The sequence below is a fragment of the Janthinobacterium foliorum genome (genome assembly GCF_978021625.1).
This window is the reverse complement of record NZ_CDXDQE010000013.1, coordinates 155712-177991: the sequence shown is the minus strand read 5'-3', so window position 1 is coordinate 177991 and position 22280 is coordinate 155712. Positions and strand designations below refer to the sequence as shown.

19 protein-coding genes are annotated in these 22280 nt (G+C 63.8%); 12 read left to right on the top strand and 7 right to left on the bottom strand.

Features of this window, described 5'->3' with window-relative positions; translation table 11 throughout:
* Positions 1-9 precede the first annotated feature (9 nt).
* The 3 genes from ACZ92H_RS23410 to ACZ92H_RS23400 all read right to left on the bottom strand — a co-directional run bounded on the left by ACZ92H_RS23410 (position 10) and on the right by ACZ92H_RS23400 (position 1478).
* On the bottom strand, positions 10-432 hold the full coding sequence (locus tag ACZ92H_RS23410; protein ID WP_131374305.1) for a VOC family protein: 423 nt from the start codon (positions 430-432) through the stop codon (positions 10-12).
* A 144-nt stretch (positions 433-576) separates the two neighbouring features.
* A complete protein-coding gene (locus tag ACZ92H_RS23405) occupies positions 577-849 on the bottom strand; it encodes a hypothetical protein (protein WP_465051205.1) in 273 nt (90 codons plus the stop codon).
* 146 nt (positions 850-995) lie between these two features.
* Entirely contained in the window at positions 996-1478 is a 483-nt protein-coding gene (locus ACZ92H_RS23400) for a hypothetical protein (protein ID WP_465051204.1), read from the bottom strand.
* A 301-nt stretch (positions 1479-1779) separates the two neighbouring features.
* On the opposite strand from ACZ92H_RS23400, the gene ACZ92H_RS23395 reads away from it, so the two are divergent.
* Positions 1780-2724, top strand: a complete 945-nt coding sequence (locus ACZ92H_RS23395) for a choice-of-anchor A family protein (RefSeq protein WP_465051203.1) — start codon at positions 1780-1782, stop codon at positions 2722-2724.
* A 28-nt stretch (positions 2725-2752) separates the two neighbouring features.
* Here ACZ92H_RS23395 and ACZ92H_RS23390 read toward each other — a convergent pair whose 3' ends face one another.
* Both ACZ92H_RS23390 and ACZ92H_RS23385 read right to left on the bottom strand, forming a co-directional pair.
* The gene (locus ACZ92H_RS23390; protein WP_465051202.1) at positions 2753-3436 is read right to left on the bottom strand and encodes a TetR/AcrR family transcriptional regulator; all 684 of its coding nucleotides are present in this window, start codon (positions 3434-3436) and stop codon (positions 2753-2755) included.
* Between the two features lie 10 nt (positions 3437-3446).
* The gene (locus ACZ92H_RS23385) at positions 3447-4904 is read right to left on the bottom strand and encodes an aminotransferase-like domain-containing protein (RefSeq protein ID WP_465051201.1); all 1458 of its coding nucleotides are present in this window, start codon (positions 4902-4904) and stop codon (positions 3447-3449) included.
* A 199-nt stretch (positions 4905-5103) separates the two neighbouring features.
* Between ACZ92H_RS23385 and aptA the strand changes: the two genes are divergently transcribed.
* The 7 genes from aptA to ACZ92H_RS23350 all read left to right on the top strand — a co-directional run bounded on the left by aptA (position 5104) and on the right by ACZ92H_RS23350 (position 14932).
* Positions 5104-6420 (top strand): omega-aminotransferase AptA, encoded by a 1317-nt coding sequence (aptA, locus tag ACZ92H_RS23380; protein ID WP_131374297.1) that lies wholly within the window; start codon positions 5104-5106, stop codon positions 6418-6420.
* Between the two features lie 8 nt (positions 6421-6428).
* Complete coding sequence (locus tag ACZ92H_RS23375) at positions 6429-7931, top strand: CoA-acylating methylmalonate-semialdehyde dehydrogenase (RefSeq protein WP_465051200.1); 1503 nt, start codon at positions 6429-6431, stop codon at positions 7929-7931.
* A 46-nt stretch (positions 7932-7977) separates the two neighbouring features.
* Positions 7978-9345 carry an NAD(P)-dependent oxidoreductase gene (locus ACZ92H_RS23370; RefSeq protein WP_465051199.1) on the top strand — a complete coding sequence of 456 codons (1368 nt, stop codon included), beginning with the start codon at positions 7978-7980 and terminating at the stop codon, positions 9343-9345.
* A complete protein-coding gene (gene preA, locus ACZ92H_RS23365) occupies positions 9345-10625 on the top strand; it encodes an NAD-dependent dihydropyrimidine dehydrogenase subunit PreA (protein WP_465051198.1) in 1281 nt (426 codons plus the stop codon). Before ACZ92H_RS23370 ends, preA begins: the two co-directional genes overlap by 1 nt.
* A gap of 142 nt (positions 10626-10767) precedes the next feature.
* Complete coding sequence (locus ACZ92H_RS23360) at positions 10768-12252, top strand: NCS1 family nucleobase:cation symporter-1 (RefSeq protein WP_465051197.1); 1485 nt, start codon at positions 10768-10770, stop codon at positions 12250-12252.
* Positions 12253-12277: 25 nt separating this feature from the next.
* Positions 12278-13669, top strand: a complete 1392-nt coding sequence (gene hydA, locus ACZ92H_RS23355; RefSeq protein WP_465051196.1) for a dihydropyrimidinase — start codon at positions 12278-12280, stop codon at positions 13667-13669.
* 15 nt (positions 13670-13684) lie between these two features.
* A complete protein-coding gene (locus ACZ92H_RS23350; RefSeq protein WP_131374286.1) occupies positions 13685-14932 on the top strand; it encodes a Zn-dependent hydrolase in 1248 nt (415 codons plus the stop codon).
* 21 nt (positions 14933-14953) lie between these two features.
* Here ACZ92H_RS23350 and ACZ92H_RS23345 read toward each other — a convergent pair whose 3' ends face one another.
* A complete protein-coding gene (locus ACZ92H_RS23345) occupies positions 14954-16708 on the bottom strand; it encodes an allantoate amidohydrolase (protein WP_465051195.1) in 1755 nt (584 codons plus the stop codon).
* Positions 16709-16781: 73 nt separating this feature from the next.
* Entirely contained in the window at positions 16782-17720 is a 939-nt protein-coding gene (locus tag ACZ92H_RS23340; RefSeq protein ID WP_092798123.1) for a LysR family transcriptional regulator, read from the bottom strand.
* Between the two features lie 131 nt (positions 17721-17851).
* On the opposite strand from ACZ92H_RS23340, the gene ACZ92H_RS23335 reads away from it, so the two are divergent.
* The 4 genes from ACZ92H_RS23335 to ACZ92H_RS23320 all read left to right on the top strand — a co-directional run bounded on the left by ACZ92H_RS23335 (position 17852) and on the right by ACZ92H_RS23320 (position 22205).
* Positions 17852-19084, top strand: coding sequence for a urate hydroxylase PuuD (locus ACZ92H_RS23335; protein ID WP_465051194.1), 1233 nt, complete (start codon positions 17852-17854; stop codon positions 19082-19084).
* Positions 19081-20316, top strand: coding sequence for a M20/M25/M40 family metallo-hydrolase (locus tag ACZ92H_RS23330; protein WP_465051193.1), 1236 nt, complete (start codon positions 19081-19083; stop codon positions 20314-20316). The genes ACZ92H_RS23335 and ACZ92H_RS23330 overlap by 4 nt, the downstream gene beginning before the upstream one ends.
* A gap of 74 nt (positions 20317-20390) precedes the next feature.
* The gene (locus ACZ92H_RS23325) at positions 20391-21308 is read left to right on the top strand and encodes a LysR family transcriptional regulator (RefSeq protein ID WP_465051192.1); all 918 of its coding nucleotides are present in this window, start codon (positions 20391-20393) and stop codon (positions 21306-21308) included.
* Positions 21309-21533: 225 nt separating this feature from the next.
* Positions 21534-22205, top strand: a complete 672-nt coding sequence (locus ACZ92H_RS23320; protein WP_465051191.1) for a hypothetical protein — start codon at positions 21534-21536, stop codon at positions 22203-22205.
* Positions 22206-22280: the final 75 nt, after the last annotated feature.

The following is a 22280-nucleotide window of genomic DNA, read 5'->3' as shown; positions in this document are numbered from 1 at the left end:
TTCTCCGTTTCACCATGGGTCGTAGGTGCCCAGGCTCCAAATGTGGCCTTCCGGATCGCGGCAAGTAAAGCCGCGTCCGCCGTAATCTTCATCCTTGATGTCGAGCACGATCTCGGCACCCGCTTCGCGCGCCTGGCGGTAGACGGCGTCGGCGTCGCTGACGACCAGGTAGCAGCTTTGCGTGTTGGCATTGCCGATTTCGCCTGGCTGCTTCATCAGGCGGCCATACTCGCCATCGACCACGGAGCCAAGCATGATCATGCCGTTGCCATAGCTGAGCTGGGCATGGGCGATGCCGCCGTCGCTGTCGGGGACGACCAGCTGTTGTTCAAAACCGAATGCCTTGCATAGCCAGTCGATGGCCGCTGGCGCATCGCGGTAGCGCAGGCAGGGAATGGTGGTGGCCCTCGTGGCTTTTGCTGTCGTGGTCATATGGAAACTCCTGTAGGGGAATGGAGTAGTTTCGATCGTGAATGCTGCATTGCGTTCACCATGACGGGTATTGACGGCAAGGGTATTGATACCTGTCATGGCCGCGCTTCACTATATGCCACTCCCGTCCGCCCTACAAGCGCGTCACGCCTGGGGCGGCTGTTCCGGCTGCGCCGTTTTTTTGTCCCAGCTGAAGCCGCCCGCATTGCCGGCCCATTTCAGCAGCAGGAAGATGACGAACAGCGTGAGGGCCAGTGGCAGGATGGTGATGACGAAGGCCAGGCCGATGGCGCAAGCGAGCAGCATGGGCCAGGACATGGCCGCCAGGGCATCGAGGCCCTGGCGCGCATAGCCGCACAGCTCGTTCCAGAAGGCGGAAAAGGATGTGCTGCCGGGTGCCGAATTGATGTCTTTCATGCTGCTCTCCTGTCGTCGTTGAGTGCCGTTGCCGTCATGATGGCCTGGCGATGAAGCAACTATAGCCAGGCATGTTCCTGCCTGCAGCCTGTCTGCGACGAATGGCATGTTGGGCGGCACGAACGACGATCTGCGGCGACAGGCCGTTACTCGAAGACTTTCAGCTTGAGCTGGAAGCTGAGGGCGCCATACAGCCGGTCCTTGTACGACGGCACGATGGCGATATTCACGCCCACGCGCTGGTATTCATAGCTGATGGTGGGCACCAGGGCGGGAAACCAGCCGCCGTCGCGCATCTTCGGATAACCATTGAAGCCACCAACGACGGCGCCCACGCGAAACGGTCCCATCTGGATGGGCTGGTAATACACGCCCAGGTAGTTCGAGTACCCGCGGTCGCTATTGTAGAAGCGGCCGGCCGTGGCCGAGGCAACAGTGGAAAAACGGTACTCGGCGCCCAGGCCCGGGTTGCTGTCGTTCAAGCCCTTGTCGCGCTGGAAATGGTACGAATAAAAGCCCGCGTTGAGCCACGTTTCGCTGAGCGGCTGGTTCTCGATCATGTTGAACACATCGGCTTGCGCGCCGCAGGCATATGCCAGCATCAGTGCGCCTAGGGACAATCGTTTCATGCGTGCTTCATCCTTATGATGTCGTAATCTGTGGTCCGGCCTGGTCTGGCGCTGCCGCGATCGTAGCACTTGTCGGCCAGGTTGCTAAGCAATATTGAAAACCTTGAACAGGCGGCTGTTTACCCCTCTGTTGCATGCGTAAGCCTGACGTCAGCGGCGTTTCCCGGGCAACGCTCTGATAATGATTTCCATTAAGCAACTATGTTTTCATAATTGTTACAAAAGTTGTTGGCTAGCGACATCTTAAATCCGATGAATATGATATTCTGGCGTCAAGTTAATTTTCTTTTTGGAAATAAAAATGTCAACCGTGCCAAAATTGCCACTCCTCCTCGTTCTGTCGACCGTGTTCGCCGCCGGCGCCGCGCAAGCCGGTGTTGTCGATCTGGGGATCGGTGGCGCCAATTTGTATTCCCTGAGCAACTTCAGCGCGTCCGGCAGCGATGTCGAAGGCGGCGTGCTGGTCGCCGGCAATCTCAATGCATCGAGCTATTCGATCAATGACAAGAACAAGGACGCCTATGTTGCGCATGGCAATTCCGGCTATGCGCTGGTGGTCGGCGGCAACCTGAACTACAGCTCCGGTTCGATCAAGAACGGCAATTACTATGTGGGCGGCAGCACGACGACGAGCAGCGTGGGCCTGAACACGGCGACCAAGACGACGACGTCGCCCGTGTCGTTCGCCTCGACCTCGGCGCAGCTGAAAAATACCTCGACCTCGCTGGCGAAAGTGGCATCCACGGGCAGCAGCTCCGTGGCCTACGGCGGCATGACCCTGAAGGGCGGCACGGGCAACGTGCAAGTGTTCGACCTGACTTCCGCGGCCCTGGGCTCGGTGAACAACTTCAAGTTCAGCAACCTGCACACGAACGACACGCTGATCCTCAACATCAGCGGCACGGACGTGACCTTGAGCGGCGGCTATGATGGTTTTAAGAATTACAATGTCCTGTACAACTTCTACGAAGCGAAGAACCTGACCTTGAGTAACGTTGGCCTGTACGGCAGCGTACTGGCGCCGCTGGCGAACCTGGCTGGCGGTGGTGGCCAGATCAACGGCAACGTGGTGGTGGGCAACTGGGCGTCGAACATCCAGGTCAACGCCAATCATTATTTCAACGCCACCAACGTGGCCGGTTATGTCTCGGCCGTGCCGGAACCGGAAACCTATGCGATGCTGCTGGCCGGCCTGGGCCTGGTCGGCTTCATGGCACGCCGCCGCAAGAACAAGGCGGCAGCGTAAGCCGTCGCCTCCTTCGGAAAACCGCCTGTCAGGGCGGTTTTTTTTCGTCTGCCGGCGGCATGGAGACGGCCGCCAGCACCATGTGCGTGATGAGGGTTTCCGCCTCTTCGTAATCCTTGCGCGTGAGCTGTTTGCGCTCCAGCACCAGGATCATCTGCGCTGAAAAATCCGCGTACGATTGCGTCATGGCCCAGATGGTGAACATCAGGTGCGTGGCGTTGACGGGGGCGATCTTGCCGGCCGTGATCCAGGCCTCGAAGACGGCGATATCCTTGCGCAGCAGGGGCACGACCCTGTCGCGTATCTGCGCGCCGTACAGCGGCGCCCCGTTGATCACTTCCAGCGCGTACACGCGCGACGCCCACGGCTGTTCGCGCGAAAAGCGCAGCTTGGCGCCGATATACGCGCGCAGCACGTCGCCCGGCTCGTCATGCCCGCTGGCCAGCATGTCCATGCGCGCCAGCCAGTCGTCGAGCACGTCGTCGAGCACGCGCTGGTACAGCAGCTGCTTGGACGGGAAGTAGTACATCAGGTTCTGCTTCGACAGGCCGGCCCGCTCGGCGATGGTGGCGATCGATGCGCCCTCGTAGCCGTTTTCCGCGAACACGCGCACCGCCTGTTCGAGGATGTCCGCCTCCAGGCGGTCGCGGTTCTGCAGGCGCCGGCCGCCGGCGTTTTTCACGGGAAGGGCAGGGGATTTGTCGCTGGCCATGGCGGGTTCTCTAGCGTGGACGGATCGATTGCAGGAAGGCTTGCAGCACGGGTGTATCGGTGTAGGCCACGTTGAAGCGGAACCACACCGTCTCGGGCGCGCGCAGCGTGAAAAATTCGTTGGGCGACAGCAGGATTCCCGCCTTCAAGGCCATGTCGGCGATGATTTTCCCGTTCCATTCCGGCGTCTGGATATCGGGCCAGCCGGCGCTGACGAACATGCCGCCGCGCGGACGCGCCACGGGCGCCATGCCGGCCTGCGCCAGGCAGTCGATGCTGCGTTCGCGGGCCGCATCGAGCTGCGCCACCAGGCGCTCGACCATCCGCTTGTAGGGCCGCGCGGACACGGCGTGGTAGACGGCGCGCTCGTTGATTTCCGACGTCGTCAGCCCCGCCAGCATTTTGACGCGCACCAGTTCGGCCACCAGCGACGGCGAGGCGCAAATCGATCCCACGCGCAGCACGGGCGACAGGGTCTTGGAAAAGCTGCCCACGCGGATCACGCGGCGCAAGCCATCCATGGCCGCCAGCGATGCCTCGCCGCGCGCCGCCAGTTCGCGGTAGATATCGTCTTCCACCAGCCAGAAATCGAATTGCTCGGCCAGTGCCAGCAAGCGGTGCGTTTGCGCCTGGTTCAAGGACGTGCCCAGCGGATTTTGCAGTACCGTGTTGACGAACATGAGCTTGGGCTGCGTGCGCGCCGCTTCCAGCGCCAGCGCCTCGAGATCGAGGCCCGCCTCGCCGCGCGCAATGCCGACGGGGATGCAGCCATGGTGGCGTATCAGCGACTGCAAATTGCTGTAGCCGGGATCTTCCACCAGCACCGTGTCGCCCGGCTTGGTCAGGCTGCGCAGGATCAGGTCAAATGCATGCGTGGCGCCATGCGTCAGCAGGACCTGGTCCGGCTCGACCTGGAACAGCTCTTCCGACAGGTGTGCGGCCAGGTGCTGGCGCAGCGACGGGAAGCCGAGCGGGTGGCCATAGCCGCGCAGGCGGCTGGCGGGAATGCGCATGGCCTGGCGCACGGCGTCGAGCACCGTCGCCTCGCCATACATCTCGGGCGGCAGCCAGCCCGCGCCCACGGGCAGCGCTTCCGACACGCCCGAATACAGGTCAGGCGTGAGGGCGTCGATGGCCGTGGGACTGGCGTGCATGGCGGTTTGTGGCGATGCGGCGATATCGTGGCGCGCGACAAAATAGCCGGAACCGCGCCGCGACGACAGCAAACCGAGGTTGACCAGGCGGTCGTATGATTCGACGACGGTAAACGTCGACACGCCATTGCTGCGGGCGAACTGGCGCACGGAAGGCATGCGCGTGCCGATGCGCAGGGCGCGGCTGCCGACCATGACGCTGATGGCGATCACGATCTGCTCGACCAGGCCGCCCTTCTTCTGGCGGTCGATGTCCAGCACGGGCCAGCCGCTGGCTTGCTCGGGAGCATCGTCTGTGCTGTCGCTGTGCTTCACGGTGGCTCCTTATGCTGCCTTGCACAAAACTGTAGTGGTTTTTTGACCTGTACGGTTGGGATACTTTGCCGTTTGTGTATCTGTGCCATTGGGGATGGCCTGTCTATTATTACATCAGCTTTTTGCCAACTGGTAAATTATTTTACGCTTCGTCAAAAACGATCTTGGCGCCGCGGCAGCCCATCCCAAGGAGAAGGTCATGAACGAAACAAGGCCGGAATCGATGTCGGCATTCTGGATGCCGTTTACGAACAATCGTGATTTCAAGGCCCATCCGCGCTTGCTGGTATCGGCCGAAGGCATGTATTACAAGGACGTCGATGGCAACGCCATCCTCGATGGCACGGCCGGCCTGTGGTGCGTGCCGTGCGGCCATGCGCAGCCGAAGATCGTCGGTGCCATCCGCGAAATGGTGGGCCAGCTGGACTTCGCGCCCACCTTCCAGATGGGCCATCCAGCCGCCTTCGACCTGGCGGAAAAACTGATGGACTACACGGGCCATAAATTCGGCCACGTCTTCTATACCAACTCCGGTTCCGAGGCGGTGGACACGGCCCTGAAAATCGCGCTGGCCTATCACCGGGCGCGCGGCGAGGGGGCGCGCACGCGCCTGATCGGCCGCGAACGCGGCTATCACGGCGTGGGCTTCGGCGGCATTTCCGTGGGCGGCATCGGCGGCAACCGCAAGACCTTCGGCCCGCTGCTGCCGGGCGTGGACCATTTGCCGCACACGCATAACCTCGACAAGAATGCCTACACGGTGGGCGAACCGGAATACGGCACGCACCTGGCCGATGAACTGGAGCGCATCGTTGCCCTGCATGACGCCTCCACCATTGCCGCCGTCATCGTCGAACCCGTGGCCGGTTCCACGGGCGTGCTGATTCCGCCGAAAGGCTATCTGAAACGCTTGCGCGACCTGTGCACCAAGCACGGCATCCTGCTGATCTTCGATGAAGTCATCACGGGTTTCGGCCGCATGACCACGCCGTTCGCGGCCGACTATTTCGACGTCGAGCCGGACCTGATGACGACGGCCAAGGGCCTGACCAATGGCATGGTGCCGATGGGCGCCGTGTTCAGCAAACAGTACATCCACGATGCTTTCATGGATGCGCCGGCCGGCATCGAATTGTTCCACGGCTACACGTATTCCGGCCACCCGCTGGCTTGCGCCGCCTCGCTGGCGACCCTGCAGGTATTCGAGGAGCAGGACATCCTGGGCCACGCCAAAGCGATGCAGGCATATTGGAGCGACGCCGTGCACTCGCTGAAAGGCTTGCCGCACGTGATAGACCTGCGCAGCATCGGCCTGATCGCCGGCATCGAGCTCGACCCCGTCGCGGGCAAGCCGGGCACGCGCGCCTTCAACGCCTTCAAGCAGGCCTTTGCCGATGGCGTGCTGATACGCACGACGGGTGACATCATCGCCCTGTCGCCGCCGCTGGTACTGGAAAAACAGCATGTCGACGAGCTGTTTGGCAAGCTGGCCAAGGTATTGAAAAATCTCGACTAAGGAACACCATGAACGATCTCGACACCATCACCCACTACATCAACGGCGCCCAGGTCGACACCAGCAGCGGCCGCTACGGCGACGTCTACAACCCCGCCTTGGGCGAGCCGGTCGCCCGCGTGGCGCTCGGCACCAGCGCAGAAGTCGATGCGGCCGTGCAGGCGGCGGCCGCCGCCTTTCCCTCGTGGTCGGCCACGCCGCCATTGACGCGCGCCAGGGTCCTGTTCCGCTACCTGCAGCTGTGCCAGCAGCACACGGACGACTTTGCCGCCATGCTCACGCGCGAGCATGGCAAGACCTTCGCCGACGCGCAGGGCGAAGTGGCGCGCGGCATCGAGATGGTGGAATTCGCCGTCGGCATCCCGCAGCTGTTGAAGGGCGAATTCACGGACCAGATTTCGCGCGGCATCGACGCCTGGTCCATGCGCCAGGCGCTAGGCGTGGTGGCCGGCATCACGCCGTTCAATTTTCCCGTGATGGTGCCGATGTGGATGTTCCCCGTCGCCATCGCCTGCGGCAATACCTTCGTATTAAAACCATCCGAACGCGATCCCTCCGCCTCCCTGCTGCACGCGAAATTGCTGAAGGATGCGGGCCTGCCGGACGGCGTCTTCAACGTGGTGCAGGGCGACAAGGTGACGGTGGACGCCTTGCTCGACCATCCCGTGGTGCAGGCCATCAGCTTCGTCGGCTCCACCCCGATCGCCGAATACATCTATGCGCGCGGCAGCGCCAGCGGCAAGCGCGTGCAGGCGCTGGGCGGCGCGAAGAACCACATGGTGGTGATGCCCGACGCCGACATGGACATGACGGTCGACGCGTTGATCGGCGCGGCCTACGGTTCGGCGGGCGAGCGCTGCATGGCCATTTCCGTGGTGGTGGCGGTGGGCGACGCGGGCGACAAATTGATCGATGCACTGGCAACGCGCACGGCCGCACTGAAAGTGCGCGACGGCATGGCCGATGGCGCGGAAATGGGGCCGGTGGTGTCCGGCGCGGCCAAGCAGCGTATTGAAAAGCTGATCGGAGAGGGCGTGGAGCAGGGCGCCACCCTGGTCGTCGATGGCCGCAACCACGTGGTGGCCGGACGCGAAAACGGCTTCTTCGTCGGCGGAACCCTGTTCGACCACGTGACGCCCGACATGAGCATCTACAAGGAAGAAATTTTCGGCCCCGTGCTGTGCGTGATGCGCTCGCCCGACGTGGTGCATGCGGTGAACCTGATCAACGCCAACGAGTATGGCAATGGCGTGGCCATCTACACGCGCGACGGCGGCGTGGCGCGCGAATTCGTGCGCCAGATCCAGGTCGGCATGGTGGGCGTCAACGTGCCCTTGCCCGTGCCGATGGCCTTCAACAGTTTCGGAGGCTGGAAGCGCAGCCTGTTCGGCGACCACCACGCCTACGGTCCCGAAGGCGTGCGTTTCTATACGCGCCACAAGGCCGTGATGCAGCGCTGGCCGAATACCGCCAGCGCTGGTGTGGAATTTGCTTTTCCCCAGATGAAGTAAAGGTTTCAAATCACAAGCCGGCCGCATATAACAAGAGGAATACGCGATGATCGAGTCTTTGAACTATTTGCCGCATCCCGCCCTGCCCAACGAAGAACTGGCAGGCCACTTCACGGACCTGGCGCCACCCCTGAGCGCGCGCCAGGCTGCCATCGAAAGCGCCCGCTGCCTGTACTGCTACGACGCGCCGTGCAGCCGCATCTGCCCGTCGGAAATCGACGTGGCCAGCTTCATCCGCAACATCCACGACAAGAATATCAACGGCGCCGCCGCCGGCATCCTGAAGCAGAATATCCTGGGCGGCAGCTGCGCCCGCGTCTGCCCGACGGAAATCCTGTGCGAAGACGTCTGCGTGCGCAACCACGACGCGGAAGGCCAGCCCGTGAAAATCGGCCTGCTGCAGCGCCATGCCGTCGACCACATGCACTTTGCCAGCCACCCGTTCCAGCGCGCCGCATCTACCGGCAAGACGATCGCCGTCGTCGGCGCGGGACCGGCCGGCCTGTCGTGCGCGCACCGCCTGGCCATGCTGGGGCACGACGTGGTGATCTTTGAAAAGGAAGGCAAGGCGGGCGGCCTGAATGAATACGGCATCGCCAAGTACAAGCTGACGGACGATTTCGCGCAAAAGGAAATCACGTTCCTGCTCGGCATAGGCGGCATTGAAATACGATGTCGCCAGGTGCTGGGCGAGAACCTGCACCTGCGCGACCTGCACGCGCAGTACGACGCCGTGTTTCTGGGCCTGGGACTGGGCGCCAGCCGCAAGCTGGGCCTGACGGGCGAGGATGCGCCGGGCCTGCTGGCCGCCGTCGACTATATCGCCGCCCTGCGCCAGGCGGACGACCTGGCCGCGCTGCCCGTGCCGAAACGCGCCATCGTCATCGGCGCCGGCAATACGGCCATCGACATGGCCGTGCAAATCCAGCGCCTGGGCGCCGAGGAAGTCACCCTGGTGTACCGGCGCGGTTTCGACGCCATGACGGCCACCCGCCATGAACAGGAGATCGCCAAGGCCAACCAGGTGCGCATGCTGACGTGGGCCCAGCCGCAGCATGTGCTGCTCGATGGCGCGGGCAAGGTGGCCGGCATGCGCTTCGAGAAGACGTCCATGCAAGGCACGCGCCTGGCAGGCACGGGCGAGACGCTCGACGTGGCGGCCGACGCCATCTTCAAGGCCATCGGCCAGAGTCTCGATAGCGAGGTGCTGCATGACCCGATGGCGTCGCTCCTGAAGCGCGAGGGCGACAAGATCGCCGTCGATGGGGGCTTTCGCACGGTGCTGCCGGGGATTTACGCGGGCGGCGACTGCGTGGCGCCGGGGCAGGACTTGACGGTGCAAGCCGTCCAGCATGGCAAGCTGGCCGCGCTGGCCATCCATGCCGATTTACTGACCAAACTGGAGGCTGCATAATGGCTGATCTCAGCATCGAATTTTGCGGCATCAAGTCGCCAAACCCCTTCTGGCTGGCCTCCGCGCCGCCCACCGACAAGGCCTATAACGTCGTGCGCGCCTTCGAGGCGGGGTGGGGCGGCGTGGTGTGGAAAACGCTGGGTGAAGACCCGGCCGCCGTCAACGTCTCGTCGCGCTATTCCGCCCTGTATGGCAAGAACCGCGAAGTGGTGGGTTTTAATAACATCGAGCTGATCACCGACCGTTCGCTGGCGATCAACCTGCGCGAAATCACGCAGGTGAAAAAAGACTGGCCCGACCGCGCCATCGTCGTCTCGCTGATGCTGCCGTGCGAAGAGCACTACTGGGCCGACATCCTGCCCAAGGTCGAGGCGACGGGGGCGGACGGCATCGAGCTCAATTTCGGCTGCCCGCACGGCATGCCGGAGCGGGGCATGGGCGCCGCCGTGGGCCAGGTGCCCGAGTATGTGCAGATGGTCACCGCCTGGTGCAAGAAGCACAGCCGCCTGCCCGTCATCGTCAAGCTCACGCCGAACATCACCGACGTGCGCATGCCGGCGCGCGCGGCCAAGGCGGGCGGCGCCGATGCCGTCTCGCTGATCAACACCATCAATTCCATCACTTCGCTGGACCTGGACCGCATGGTGGCCCTGCCCATCGTGGGCGGCGCCAGCACGCACGGCGGCTATTGCGGCGCGGCCGTGAAACCCATCGCGCTCAACATGGTGGCGGAAATCGCCCGCGATCCGCAGACCCGGGGCTTGCCCATTTCCGGCATCGGCGGCATCGGCAACTGGCGCGACGCGGCCGAATTCATCGCCCTGGGCGCCGGCTGCGTGCAGGTGTGCACGGCCGCCATGCTGCATGGTTTCCGCATCGTCGAAGAGATGAAGGATGGCCTGTCGCGCTGGATGGACGAGAAGGGCTATGAACGCATCAGCGACTTCTCCGGCAAGGCCGTGGCCAACACGACGGACTGGAAATACCTGGACATGAACTACCAGGTCATCGCACACATCAACCAGGACGACTGCATCAAGTGCGGCAAGTGCTACGTGGCCTGCGAAGACACCTCGCACCAGGCGATTGCGCAGCTGATCGACGCCGCCGGCACGCGCAGCTATGAAGTCATCAAGGACGAATGCGTGGGCTGCAACCTGTGCGAAATCACCTGTCCGGTGCAGGGCTGCATCACGATGGTGCCGCAGACCACGGGCAAGCCGTACATGAACTGGACGCAGGATCCCAGGAATCCCCGCGCGTTGGCGGAGACGGCATAGGGCACGGTTATTGCGTGTGTTTATTTTATAAACAGCGGCGCGTCTTTGCAGTAAGCTAGATTACGTAACAGCCGAGCCGTTTCCACATTGCCGTATCCCTGGCGCCTTCGCGCGCCAGCGGTCTCACCGATGGAGCCACCCTGTGAACCACGACTACTCAGGCAACACGCAACTCTGGAATGAAGACCTGGCGCCCACCACGGCGGCGCAGCGCACCTGGCGCTGGTATCACTTCGCCGCGCTGTGGGTCGGCATGGTGATGTGCATACCCGCCTATACCCTGTCGGCCAGCCTGATCGACAGCGGCATGTCCGGCTACCAGGCCGTGCTTACGGTCTTTCTCGCCAACGCCATCGTGCTCCTGCCCATGCTGCTGATCGGCCATGCGGGCACCAAGTACGGCATCCCGTACGCGGTGCTGGCGCGCGCCTCGTTCGGCACCATGGGCGCCCGCCTGCCGGCGCTGATGCGCGCCATCGTCGCCTGCGGCTGGTATGGCATCCAGACCTGGTTCGGCGGCCAGATGATCTACACCCTGATGGGCGTGCTGATAGGGCATGAACTGGGCGGCGAGAAGATCGCGGGCCTGGGCATCAACGGCAGCCAGCTGCTGTGCTTCCTGGCTTTCTGGGCCATCCAGTTCTATTACATCCTGCACGGCATGGAATCGATCCGCAAGCTGGAAACCTACACGGCACCCCTGAAAATCCTCATCTGCTTCGTGCTGCTGTACTGGGTGCACAGCAAGGCTGGCGGCGTGAGCGCGCTGCTGGACCAGCCGTCGCAATTCATCCCCGGCGGTAAAAAGGCGGGCCAGTTCTGGAGCGTCTTCTGGCCGTCGCTGACCGCCATGGTGGGTTTCTGGGCCACGCTGGCGCTGAACATTCCCGATTTCACGCGCTTTGCCAAGACGCAGCGCGACCAGGTGATCGGCCAGTCGATCGGCTTGCCCGTGCCCATGGGATTGCTCGCCATGCTGGCCGTCATCGTCACGGCAGGCTCCGTCGTCATGTATGGCAAGGCCATCTGGGATCCCGTTGACCTGGCCAGCCGCATGACGGGCGCCGCCGTGCTGATCGCCCTGATCATCCTGCTGATCGACACCGTCAGCGTCAACCTGGCCGCCAACCTGGTAGGTCCGGCGTACGATTTTTCCTCGCTGGCGCCGAAGCAGATTTCGTACAAGATGGGCGGCTACATCACGGCCTTCATCGCCATCGTGATGATGCCGTGGAAGGTGCTCGAATCGACGCAGGGCTACATTTTTACCTGGCTGATCGGCTACTCGGCCCTGCTGGGTCCCATCGCCGGCATCCTCATCGTCGACTATTACTTCGTGCGCAAGACGCAGCTCGACGTCAGGCAGCTGTACCGCGACGACGGCGCCTACTCGTATGGCAATGGCTGGAACATGGCGGCGCTGATCGCCTTCGTCATCGCCGTGCTGCCGAACATCCCGGGCTTCTTGAACGCGGCCTTTCCCACGGCGTTTCCCGACGTGGCCGAAGGCTTTAAAACGGTCTACACCTACGCCTGGTTCGTGGGCGTGGCCATCGCCGCCGTCGTCTACGGCGTCATGATGAAGGGCAAGGTGGCGGCGCACGTGCAGCAGGCGCCGCAATCCTGATCTTCCCGCATAAAAAGGAGACAAGATGACTACACTGATACGTGGCGGCACCGTCGTCAACGCCGACCGCGCCTTCCGCGCCGATGTGCTGATCGAGGGCGACAGCATCGCCGCCGTCGGCGAGAACCTTGTGGCACCCGCCGGCGCCACCGTGATCGATGCGGGCGGCCAGTACGTGATGCCGGGCGGGATCGACACGCACACGCACATGAACTTGCCCTTCATGGGCACCGTGACGTCCGACGATTTTTTCACGGGCACGGCGGCGGGGCTGGCGGGCGGCACCACCACCATCATGGACTTCGTCATCCCCGCGCCGAAGCAGTCGCTGATCGAGGCCTATCACCAGTGGCGCGAGTGGTCGGCCAAGGCGGCCGGCGACTACACCTTCCACGTGGCGATCACCTGGTGGAGCGAGCAGGTGCATGAAGAGATGGGCACCCTCGTGCGCGAGCATGGCGTGAACAGCTTCAAGCACTTCATGGCGTATAAAAACGCCATCATGGCCGACGATGAAACCCTGGTCAAAAGCTTTACCCGCTCGCTGGAGCTGGGGGCGCTGCCCACCGTGCATGCGGAAAACGGCGAGCTGGTTTTTCAGTTGCAGCAAGCCTTGCTCAAGAAGGGCATCACGGGGCCGCAGGCGCATCCCTTGTCGAGGCCGCCGGCCGTGGAAGCGGAAGCGGCCAACCGGGCCATCGCCATCGCCAATGTCCTCAATACTCCCGTGTACATCGTGCACGTCTCCTGCGCCGAGTCGCTGGACGCCATCACGCGGGCGCGCGCAAATGGCCAGCGCGTGTATGGCGAGGCGCTGGCGGGCCACCTGGTGATCGACGACAGCGTCTACCAGAGCGATGATTTCGATTACGTGGCGGGCCACGTCATGAGCCCGCCGTTCCGCGGCAAGCATCACCAGGCAGCGCTGTGGCATGGCCTGCAAAGCGGCAACCTGCACACGACGGCCACCGATCACTGCACCTTTTGCGCGGAGCAGAAGGCGGCGGGCAAGGATGACTTCACGCGCATCCCGAACGGCTGCGGCGGCGTCGAGGAACGCATGGCCGTGGTGTGGGATGCGGGCGTCAATTCCGGCATGCTGACGCCGTCCGAATTCGTCAAGGTGTCGTCGACGAATGCGGCGCAGATCTTCAATATGTATCCGCGCAAGGGCGTCATCGCCGCAGGCAGCGACGCCGACATCGTGCTGTGGGACCCGCAGGGCACGCGCACCATTTCCGCCGCCACGCAGTTCGCCAAGGGAGGCTTCAATGTCTTCGAAGGACGCACCGTGCGCGGCATTCCCAGCACCACGATTGCCGCCGGCAAGGTGGTGTTCCACAAGGGCGAGCTGATGGCCGTCGAGGGTGCGGGACGCTATATCGGGCGTCCGGCGTTTTCCGCCACCACCGCATGAAGTCAGGAGACAGTAATGGATGATCTACGGGATGATCTGCGCATCAATGGCGCGCGATTGTGGGCAGCCCTGATGGAGCTGGCGCGAATCGGCGCGACAGCAAAAGGCGGCGTCAAGCGCCTGGCCCTGACGGACCTGGACAAGCAGGGGCGCGACCTGGTGGTGGGCTGGGGCAGGGAAGCGGGCATGAGCATCACCATCGACCAGATCGGCAATGTCTTCATGCGCCGCGACGGCACGGACAATAGCCTGCCGCCCGTGATGACAGGCAGCCATATCGACACGCAGCCCACGGGCGGCAAGTTCGATGGCAATTACGGCGTGCTGGCGGGCCTGGAAGTGGTGCGCACCCTGAACGACCTGAAAATCAAGACGCGGGCGCCCATCGAGGTGGCCTTCTGGACCAACGAGGAAGGTTCGCGCTTCGTGCCCGTGATGATGGGCTCGGGCGTGTTCTGCGGCGCCTTTTCGCTCGAAACCGCGTACGCGGCCAAGGATACGGAAGGCAAAACGGTGGGCGAGGAACTGGCGCGCATCGGATACAAAGGCGAGCAGGTGCCGGGCGAGCATCCCATCGGCGCCTACTTCGAGACGCACATCGAACAGGGCCCGGTGCTGGAAGACGCGGACAAGATCATCGGCGTGGTGCCGGCCGTGATGGGCCTGTCGTGGTATGACTGCGTGGTGACGGGCATGGAAGCGCATGCGGGCCCCACGCCCATGGGATTGCGCAAGGATGCGCTGCAGGTGGCCACCGCCATCATGCAGGAGGTGGTGGCGATTGCCAACCGCTACCCGCCATACGGGCGCGGCACGGTGGGCATGGTGCAGGTGTTCCCGAACAGCCGCAATGTGATACCCGGCGAAGTCAAGTTCAGCATCGACCTGCGCAATGTGAACGACGAGCTGCTCAACACCATGCACGGCGAAATCACGGCCTTCATCGACGCCACGCGGGAAAAGACAGGGCTGGGCATTTCGCTGGAGAGAGTCTCCTATTACCCGCCATGCCCGTTCCATCCCGACTGCGTGGGCGCCGTGCGCAATGCCACGGAAAAGCTGGGCTACTCCGTGATGGACGTGGTGTCCGGCGCCGGCCATGACGCCATCTATGCGGCCCGGCTGGCGCCGGCCGGCATGATCTTCGTGCCGTGCAAGGACGGCATCAGCCACAATGAAATCGAGGACGCCAAGCCCGAACACCTGGAAGCGGGCTGCAACGTGCTGCTGCACGCGATGCTGGAGCGGGCCGTCGCCGTGTAGCCGCGCCGGCCCGGGCCCGCCTCAGGGCTTGGGCTGGAAGTGGCGCAAAAATGCCAGCAGCGCGCGCGCCGCGATGTCGGCGTCGTCCGCCGTCATGGTTTCCAGCGGGTTGTGGCTGATGCCGCCATTGCCGCAGCGGACAAACAGCATGGCCACGTCGGTGATGGCGGCCATGGCCATGGCGTCGTGGCCGGCGCCCGACAGCAGCGCGTACGGCGCGATGCCGACCGACTCCACGGCCTGCGCCAGTTGCGCCATCAGCCACGGTGCGCAGGGCGCGGCGCTGATCGACAGCAGCAATTCGAGCTGATAGTCGATCTGGCGCCGCGCGCAGATGGCGGCGATGCCATCGAGAATATCGTCGACGGCCGCCTGGCGCACGGCGTCGCTGGCGGCGCGGATATCGAGCGACAGGGCGCAGGCGCCGGCGATCACGTTGACGGAGCCATTGGGCACGTGCAGCTGGCCCACGGTGCCCACCAGCGCCTCGCCCTGGTTGCAGCGCTGTTCCACCAGCAGGATGATTTCGGCGGCCGCGCTGGCCGCGTCCTTGCGCATGGTCATGGGCGTGGTGCCGGCGTGGCTGGCCACGCCGCCGAGGCTCACCAAATAGCGCGAGCTGCCGGCAATCGCCGTGACGATGCCCAGTGGCAGGTCGCGTTCCAGCAGCACGGGACCCTGCTCGATATGCACTTCCACATAGCCCAGCAAATCGGCCGGATCGCGCGCGATGGCGGCGATGGCGGTCGCTTCGTGGCCGGCGGCGGCCAGCGCCTCGCGCATGCTCGTGCCGTCCGCATCCACCTGCTCCAGCAGCGCCACGTCGAACCTGCCCGTGACGGCCGTGCTGCCCAGGAAGGTGCTCTTGAAACGCACGCCTTCTTCCTCGGCGAAGCCGACGATCTCGAAGTGAAATGGCAGTTTTTCCCCCCGTTCATGCAGGTGGCGCACGACGGCGATCGGCAGCACGATGCCCAGGCGGCCATCGTACTTGCCGCCATTGCGCACCGTGTCGTAGTGCGATCCTGTCATCAATGTCTTTGCGCCCGGCGTGTCGGACAGGTAGCGCCCCACCACGTTGCCGACGGCGTCGATATGCACCTGCATGCCCGCGTCGAGCATCCATGCGGCCAGCTGTGCGGCCGTTTTCCGGTGCGCCGGCGTCAGGTAGGCGCAGGTCAGGTTGTAATCCGAGTCGCTCCAGCCGGCCAGCGTTTCGGCCTGCTGCATGATGGCCGGGCCGAAATCGAGGCGCACGTCGAACAGGTCGTTCAGGCGCAGCTCGGCGATGCGCTTGATCTGCCGCAGCGACTCGGCCAGTTCGTCGGCGCGGCGGTTTTTCAGGCGCCGCGCAAAGGTGGCGATGATGTCCTGGCGCGTCAAGCCTTCGCCCGTCGGTCCCTTGACGGCGAGGATGAAGGGAAAGCCGAACTTGGCGTTGTAGTCGCTGTTCAGGCGCTGCAGGGTGGCAAATTCGTCGGCGCTGCACAGGTTCAGGCCGGACTTGGCCTGTTCGCGCGTCGATTCCGCCGTCAGCTGCCCGGCGATGGCGGCCTTGCCGGCCAGTTCGGGGTGGGCGCGGATGAGCCCCAATTGTTCTTCCGGCGAAGCGAGGGCCAGCACGCGCTGCAGTTCCGTCTTCAGCGCCGTCAGGCTGGCAAACGGCATGGCGGCGGCGGCCCGCTGGGCGATCCAGGGCGAGTGTTCATAGATGCCATGCAGCCGTGCGATAAAGTCGGCCGGGCTGCCGGCGTTCAGGTCTGAAAGGGTGGTCATGGTTTTCCGATCATGCAAGCGGTGATGATAGCGCCCCGTTCTGGCGTCCATTATATGCGCGCGCTGATAGCGCCTATCGCTGCACCAGCGCCTTGGCCGCCGCGCTGACCTGGTCGCGCAGCCATTTGTGCTCGGGCGCCTGGTGCACGCGCTGGTGCCACAACTGGTAAAAGCGCATCGGCGGGAATTTCAATGGCACGGTATACGTCTTCAAGGCCAGGGTCTTTTCATAGAAGCGCATGAATTGCCGGCCTGTCGTCAGCACCAGGTCCGTCTGCGTCAGCATGTACGGAATCAGGCCGAAGTACGCCGATTCCACCACCACGTTGCGCTGCAGGTTTTGCCGTTCCAGGAAGGAGTCGATCACGCCGTGATAGCCGGGCATCATCTGCGACGGCGCCACGTGGGGCAGGCTCAGATAGTCGTCCAGGGTCATGGCGTCGCTGGCCGTGCGGCGCGCATAGGCGTTTTCCGCATGCATGGCGCAGATGATCGGGTCCTCGAACAATTTCGAGATGTGCAAGTGGGCGGGCGGCTCGTCCCAGTTGGCGATCACCAGGTCCAGGCCGCCGTCGGACAATTGGCGGATATGGTCGATGCCCGGCCCCAGGCTGTGCAGCACCACGCGGCTTTTCGGCGAGCCGCGGCGCAGCAGCGCCACCACGTTGGGCAGGAACTGGCTGTCCAGGTAGTCGGGCGCGGCGATGTGGAAGGTGCGCGCCTCTTCCTGCGCCACGAAGGGCGTCTTCTTGACGAACAGGCTTTCCGTCTGGTCGAGGATGCGCTTGGCCGGATTGAGCAGGCTTTCGCCATGCTGCGTGGGCACCATGCCGCGCGCGCCGCGCACCAGCAGCGGATCGCCCGTCAGCTCCCGCAGCTTGCGCAGGGAGGCGGAAATCGAGGGCTGCGGCTGGTTCAGTTTCAGCGCCACGCGCGAGACATTTTTTTCCACCAGCAGCAGGTAGAGGATGCGGATCAGGTGCAAATCAAGGTGTTGCGGCAGGCTGGACATGGGGCAGTGGCTCTGTTGTATATCGAATTGAATATGTCAAATATACGATATTTTTCATGTGACGGGCGGTAAATCCGTTTATCTTGTGTAGATTGGCACGAATATTGGTTCGGTCTGACTAGAGGAAATTTATGGAAGTATTTGCCTACCTGATTCCGTACGGCCTTGAATGGCTGAACCTGATCGTCCGCTGGCTGCACGTCATCACGGGCATCGCCTGGATCGGTGCTTCCTTTTATTTTGTCTGGCTCGACAACTCCATACGCCCGCCTGCTCCCGGTTCCGAACTGGCGAAGAAGGGCGTGTCGGGCGAGCTGTGGGCCGTGCATGGCGGCGGCTTTTATCATCCGCAAAAATACCTGGTGGCCCCGGCCGAATTGCCGAAGGAACTGCACTGGTTCAAATGGGAAGCGTATTCCACCTGGCTGTCCGGCTTTGCCCTGCTGACCATCGCCTACTACTTCAACGCGCAAGCCATGATGATCGACAAATCCGTGGCGGACATTTCCAGCGGCCAGGCCGTCGGCATCGGCATCGCCACCCTCGTCATCGGCTGGACCGTGTACGATTTGCTGTGCCGCTCGAAGCTGGCGCAATATGAACTGTGGTTCGGCGTGACGGTGTTCGCCTTGATCGTCGGCGCCGCCTATGTGCTGACGCACCTGCTCAGCGGACGGGCCGCCTACATCCACGTGGGCGCCATGATCGGCACCATCATGGTGGCCAATGTGCTGATGCTGATCATTCCAGGCCAGCGCAAGATGGTTGAAGCCATGGCCGCCGGCAAGCTGCCCGACCCCAGGCACGGCCTGAAAGCCAAACAGCGCAGCGTGCATAACAATTACTTTACCTTGCCGGTGCTGTTCATCATGATCAGCAATCACTATGCGATGACTTACCGCAACGATCACGCCTGGCTGGTGCTGGCGCTGATCATGGCGGCCGGCGTCTTCATCCGCCACTTCTTCAACCTGCGCCACAAGGGCCGCGTCGAGTGGCGCTATCCGGCCCTCGGCGTGGCCTTGCTGGTGGCCGTGGCGGTGGCCATCGCGCCGAAAGCGCCCGTGACCGTGGCGGCCGCGCCGGCCGTGGATTCGGCCGCGCAGTTCAAGGCCGTGCATGCCATCATCGCCCAGCGCTGTGCCACCTGCCATTCGGCCCGGCCCACGCAGCCGGGCTTCGCCACGGCGCCGGCCGGCATGATGCTGGATAATGAAACGGAAATCCGCCAGCACGTGGCGCAAATTTACAAGCAGGCCATCGAACTCAAGGCCATGCCGATCGGGAACCTGACCAACATGACGGACGCCGAGCGCAGTGAGCTGGGCGTCTGGCTGCAACAGACCATGCAAGGAACAAAATGACGACGCACGCAGAACAGATTACGGCCTGGATCGACAGCCATTTCGACGAGGAAGTCGAATTTCTACAGAAAGTGGTGCAGCAGCCGACGGACACGCCACCCGGCAATAACGCGCCCCATGCGGACCTGGTGGCGCAGCTGCTGCAGGCGTATGGCTGGCACGCGGAAAAGCACGCGGTTCCGGCGGACCAGGTGGCAGCGTACGGCATGCAGAGCATCACCAACCTGATCGTGCGCCGCCCGTATGCGGCCGGCGGGCCGACAGTGGCCCTGAATGCCCACGGCGACGTGGTGCCGCCCGGCGACAACTGGACATATCCGCCGTACGGCGGGCAGATCGACAACGGCTATATGTACGGCCGCGCGACGGCCGTCTCGAAAGGCGACTTCGCCACCTATGTGTTTGCCGCGCGCGCGCTCGAAGCGCTGGGCATTCCACTGCAAGGCCAGCTGGAACTGCATTTTACGTACGACGAGGAATTCGGCGGCCTGCTGGGGCCGGGCTGGCTGCTGGAACAGCAGCTGACCAAGCCCGATTTCGTCATCGCGGCCGGTTTCAGCTACGGCATCGTCACGGCGCACAACGCCTGCCTGCAGCTGGAAATCACCGTGCATGGCAAGGCTGGCCACGGCTCCATGCCGGAAACGGGGCATGATGCGCTGCAGGCGGCCAACAAGATCCTCAACGCCATCTACGGCCAGTTGCCCGAGCTGAAAAAGATCAAATCGACAGTGGCCGGCATCGACTCGCCCACCATGCTGGTGGGGCGCATCGACGGCGGCACGAATACCAATGTGGTGCCGGGAAAAGTCGTCATGAAGATGGACCGCCGCATGATCCCGGAAGAAGACCCGGTGGCGGTGGAGGCGCAGGTGCGCGCCCTGATCGAGGACGCCGTGCGGGGCGAGCCGGGCATCCGCATCGAGATCCGCCGCCTGCTGCTGTCGCATGCGCTGCGTCCCTTGCCCGGTTCCGAGCAGCTGGTGGACAGCCTGCAAAAGAACGCGCAAGCCGTCCTCGGCGAAAGCATCCCCGCCGTCGGCACGCCCCTGTATGCGGATGCGCGCCTGTATGGCGAGCGGGGCATCCCGGCCGTGCTGTATGGCGCCGGCCCGCGCACGGTGCCCGAGTCGAATGCGAAGAAGGCCGACGAGCGCCTGGCGCTGGACGACTTGCGCAAGGCCAGCAAGATCGTTGCCCTGACCTTGCTGGACTTCCTGGCGCAGAAATAGGGCAGGCCGCTTTGGCTTACAATGGGGCGACCTCGCCATCCGTGAAGATGAACCCCGTTGATTGAAGAGCCAAATTGAATACCCGTTTTCTCGAAGCGTTTGTCTGGGCCGCGCGGCTGGGCAGCTTCCGCACGGCCGCCGACAAGCTGCACATCACGCAGGCGGCCATCTCCAACCGCATCGCCTCGCTGGAGCAGGACTTCGGCACGCGCCTGTTCGACCGCGACGCGCGTGAAATCCGCCTGACCTTCGCCGGGCGCAATCTGCTCGTGTACGCCGAGCGCATGCTGGAACTGTGCCGCGACATGTACGCGGCCAATTCCTCGCCCGCCCATATCACGGGCGAGGTGCGCATTGGCGTCATCGAAACCATCGTGCATACGTGGCTCATTCCCTTCCTGCAGCGCGTGCAGGAACGCTATCCGGGCATCGAGATCCAGCTGACGTCAGAATCGACGCGCCGCCTGCACGAACAGCTGCAGCAGGGAGAGCTCGATATCGCGCTGCAGACGGACATGCTGACGGGCGACCATATCCGCAGCACGGGCAGCGGCGCCATCGCCATGGGCTGGGCCGGGCGCGCGGCCGACTGGGCCGGCACGGGCACGCCATTCACGGTGGCGCAACTGGCGCAGCATCCGATCATCACCATGAACCGGGGGTCGCAGCCGCATTCCGCGCTGAAAGCGCTGTGCCAGGACGAGGGCGTGCAGCTGGGCAGGGTGCACTGCGTCAGCTCGATCTCGGCCATCGTGCGCCTGGTGAAAGCGGGTTTCGGCATCGCCGTGCTGCCGCTGGCGCCCCTGCGCGAGGAAATCGAGCTGGGCAACATCGCCCTGATTCCGTGCACCAGCAGCCTGGCGCCGCAGCGCATCGTCATCAGCTACAGCGAAGACCTCACCACGGAAGCGATCCAGCTGGTGGCCATGCTGGCATGCGAGGAGGCGGCCAGGTTCACCTTGGCGCTGGGTGAGGAATATGGGGCGGGGTGATGTCGGCTTACGCTGGCGCTAAGCCGACCTACGATGCCGTGGTCGAGGTAAGTCGCGCAGGCCGGATGAGCGCCCAGGCGCGTCATCCGACAGCATTCCTGCTGACAGCGTTCCCGACCCACAAGAAAAACTTATCAGTCGCGTTCAGAATAACCCGTTTGCCAAGGAATGGCGTGCCACCTATTCTGGGTTGGCACACCACCCATAACGCAGAACGGAACCATCATGACGACGTCCCCCACCTTGCCCGGCATCCTGTTTGTCTGGACCAGCGCCGACCCGGAACACGAACTCGATTTCAACCGCTGGTATGACCGCGAGCACGTGGAAGAGCGCGTGCGCATTCCCGGCTTCGTCAGCGGCACGCGCTACCAGAGCGTGCGCGGTCCCCGCAAATACCTGGGCCTGTACCGCACCGTTTCGCTCGACGCCTTCCAGACGCCCAATTACTTCAAGGCCTTCGGCCAGCAGACGCCATGGTCGGTGACGAACTTGCAGCGCATGCTTGATCCCATGCGCCGCGTCTGCGCCATCGAGGCGGAAACGGGCATGGGCACGGGCGCCTGGCTGGCCGTGCTGCGCCTGGGCGCATCAGCCATCGGCCAGGATGCCGCAGCGAAGGCTGGCATGGCGGCGCTGGGCGAAAAACTGCTGCGTGCCGATGGCGTGATTGCCACGCGCCTGCTGACGCCCGACGAGAAACTGTCCGGCCCCCTGCCGGCGGAGCGGAAGGAAGGCCGCGTGCTCGATCCGATCTTCCTGATCGACGCTTCGTCGGAAAGCGCCGCCGTGGCGGCCGCCAGCGAAGCGAGCGCGGCGCTGGGCCTCGATGGCGCCGAGGCGGCCATCCTGCAGCTGTCCTGGCAATTGCGCGAGGCCGACCTGCAGGCCGCCTGACACGGCCGCGCGCATCTTGCCGGCACCGATAACACGAGACACGGGCGACGGCGCAGGGCAAAGCATCCTGCGCCG

Coding starts and splice junctions, on each gene's coding strand:
- ACZ92H_RS23350 (WP_131374286.1), top strand. CDS start 13,685: ATGGATGATCTACGGGATGATCTGCGCATCAATGGCGCGCGATTGTGG.
- ACZ92H_RS23340 (WP_092798123.1), bottom strand. CDS start 17,720: ATGTCCAGCCTGCCGCAACACCTTGATTTGCACCTGATCCGCATCCTC.
- ACZ92H_RS23370 (WP_465051199.1), top strand. CDS start 7,978: ATGATCGAGTCTTTGAACTATTTGCCGCATCCCGCCCTGCCCAACGAA.
- ACZ92H_RS23405 (WP_465051205.1), bottom strand. CDS start 849: ATGAAAGACATCAATTCGGCACCCGGCAGCACATCCTTTTCCGCCTTC.
- ACZ92H_RS23330 (WP_465051193.1), top strand. CDS start 19,081: ATGACGACGCACGCAGAACAGATTACGGCCTGGATCGACAGCCATTTC.
- ACZ92H_RS23345 (WP_465051195.1), bottom strand. CDS start 16,708: ATGACCACCCTTTCAGACCTGAACGCCGGCAGCCCGGCCGACTTTATC.
- preA (WP_465051198.1), top strand. CDS start 9,345: ATGGCTGATCTCAGCATCGAATTTTGCGGCATCAAGTCGCCAAACCCC.
- hydA (WP_465051196.1), top strand. CDS start 12,278: ATGACTACACTGATACGTGGCGGCACCGTCGTCAACGCCGACCGCGCC.
- ACZ92H_RS23375 (WP_465051200.1), top strand. CDS start 6,429: ATGAACGATCTCGACACCATCACCCACTACATCAACGGCGCCCAGGTC.
- ACZ92H_RS23320 (WP_465051191.1), top strand. CDS start 21,534: ATGACGACGTCCCCCACCTTGCCCGGCATCCTGTTTGTCTGGACCAGC.
- ACZ92H_RS23335 (WP_465051194.1), top strand. CDS start 17,852: ATGGAAGTATTTGCCTACCTGATTCCGTACGGCCTTGAATGGCTGAAC.
- ACZ92H_RS23395 (WP_465051203.1), top strand. CDS start 1,780: ATGTCAACCGTGCCAAAATTGCCACTCCTCCTCGTTCTGTCGACCGTG.
- aptA (WP_131374297.1), top strand. CDS start 5,104: ATGAACGAAACAAGGCCGGAATCGATGTCGGCATTCTGGATGCCGTTT.
- ACZ92H_RS23390 (WP_465051202.1), bottom strand. CDS start 3,436: ATGGCCAGCGACAAATCCCCTGCCCTTCCCGTGAAAAACGCCGGCGGC.
- ACZ92H_RS23400 (WP_465051204.1), bottom strand. CDS start 1,478: ATGAAACGATTGTCCCTAGGCGCACTGATGCTGGCATATGCCTGCGGC.
- ACZ92H_RS23410 (WP_131374305.1), bottom strand. CDS start 432: ATGACCACGACAGCAAAAGCCACGAGGGCCACCACCATTCCCTGCCTG.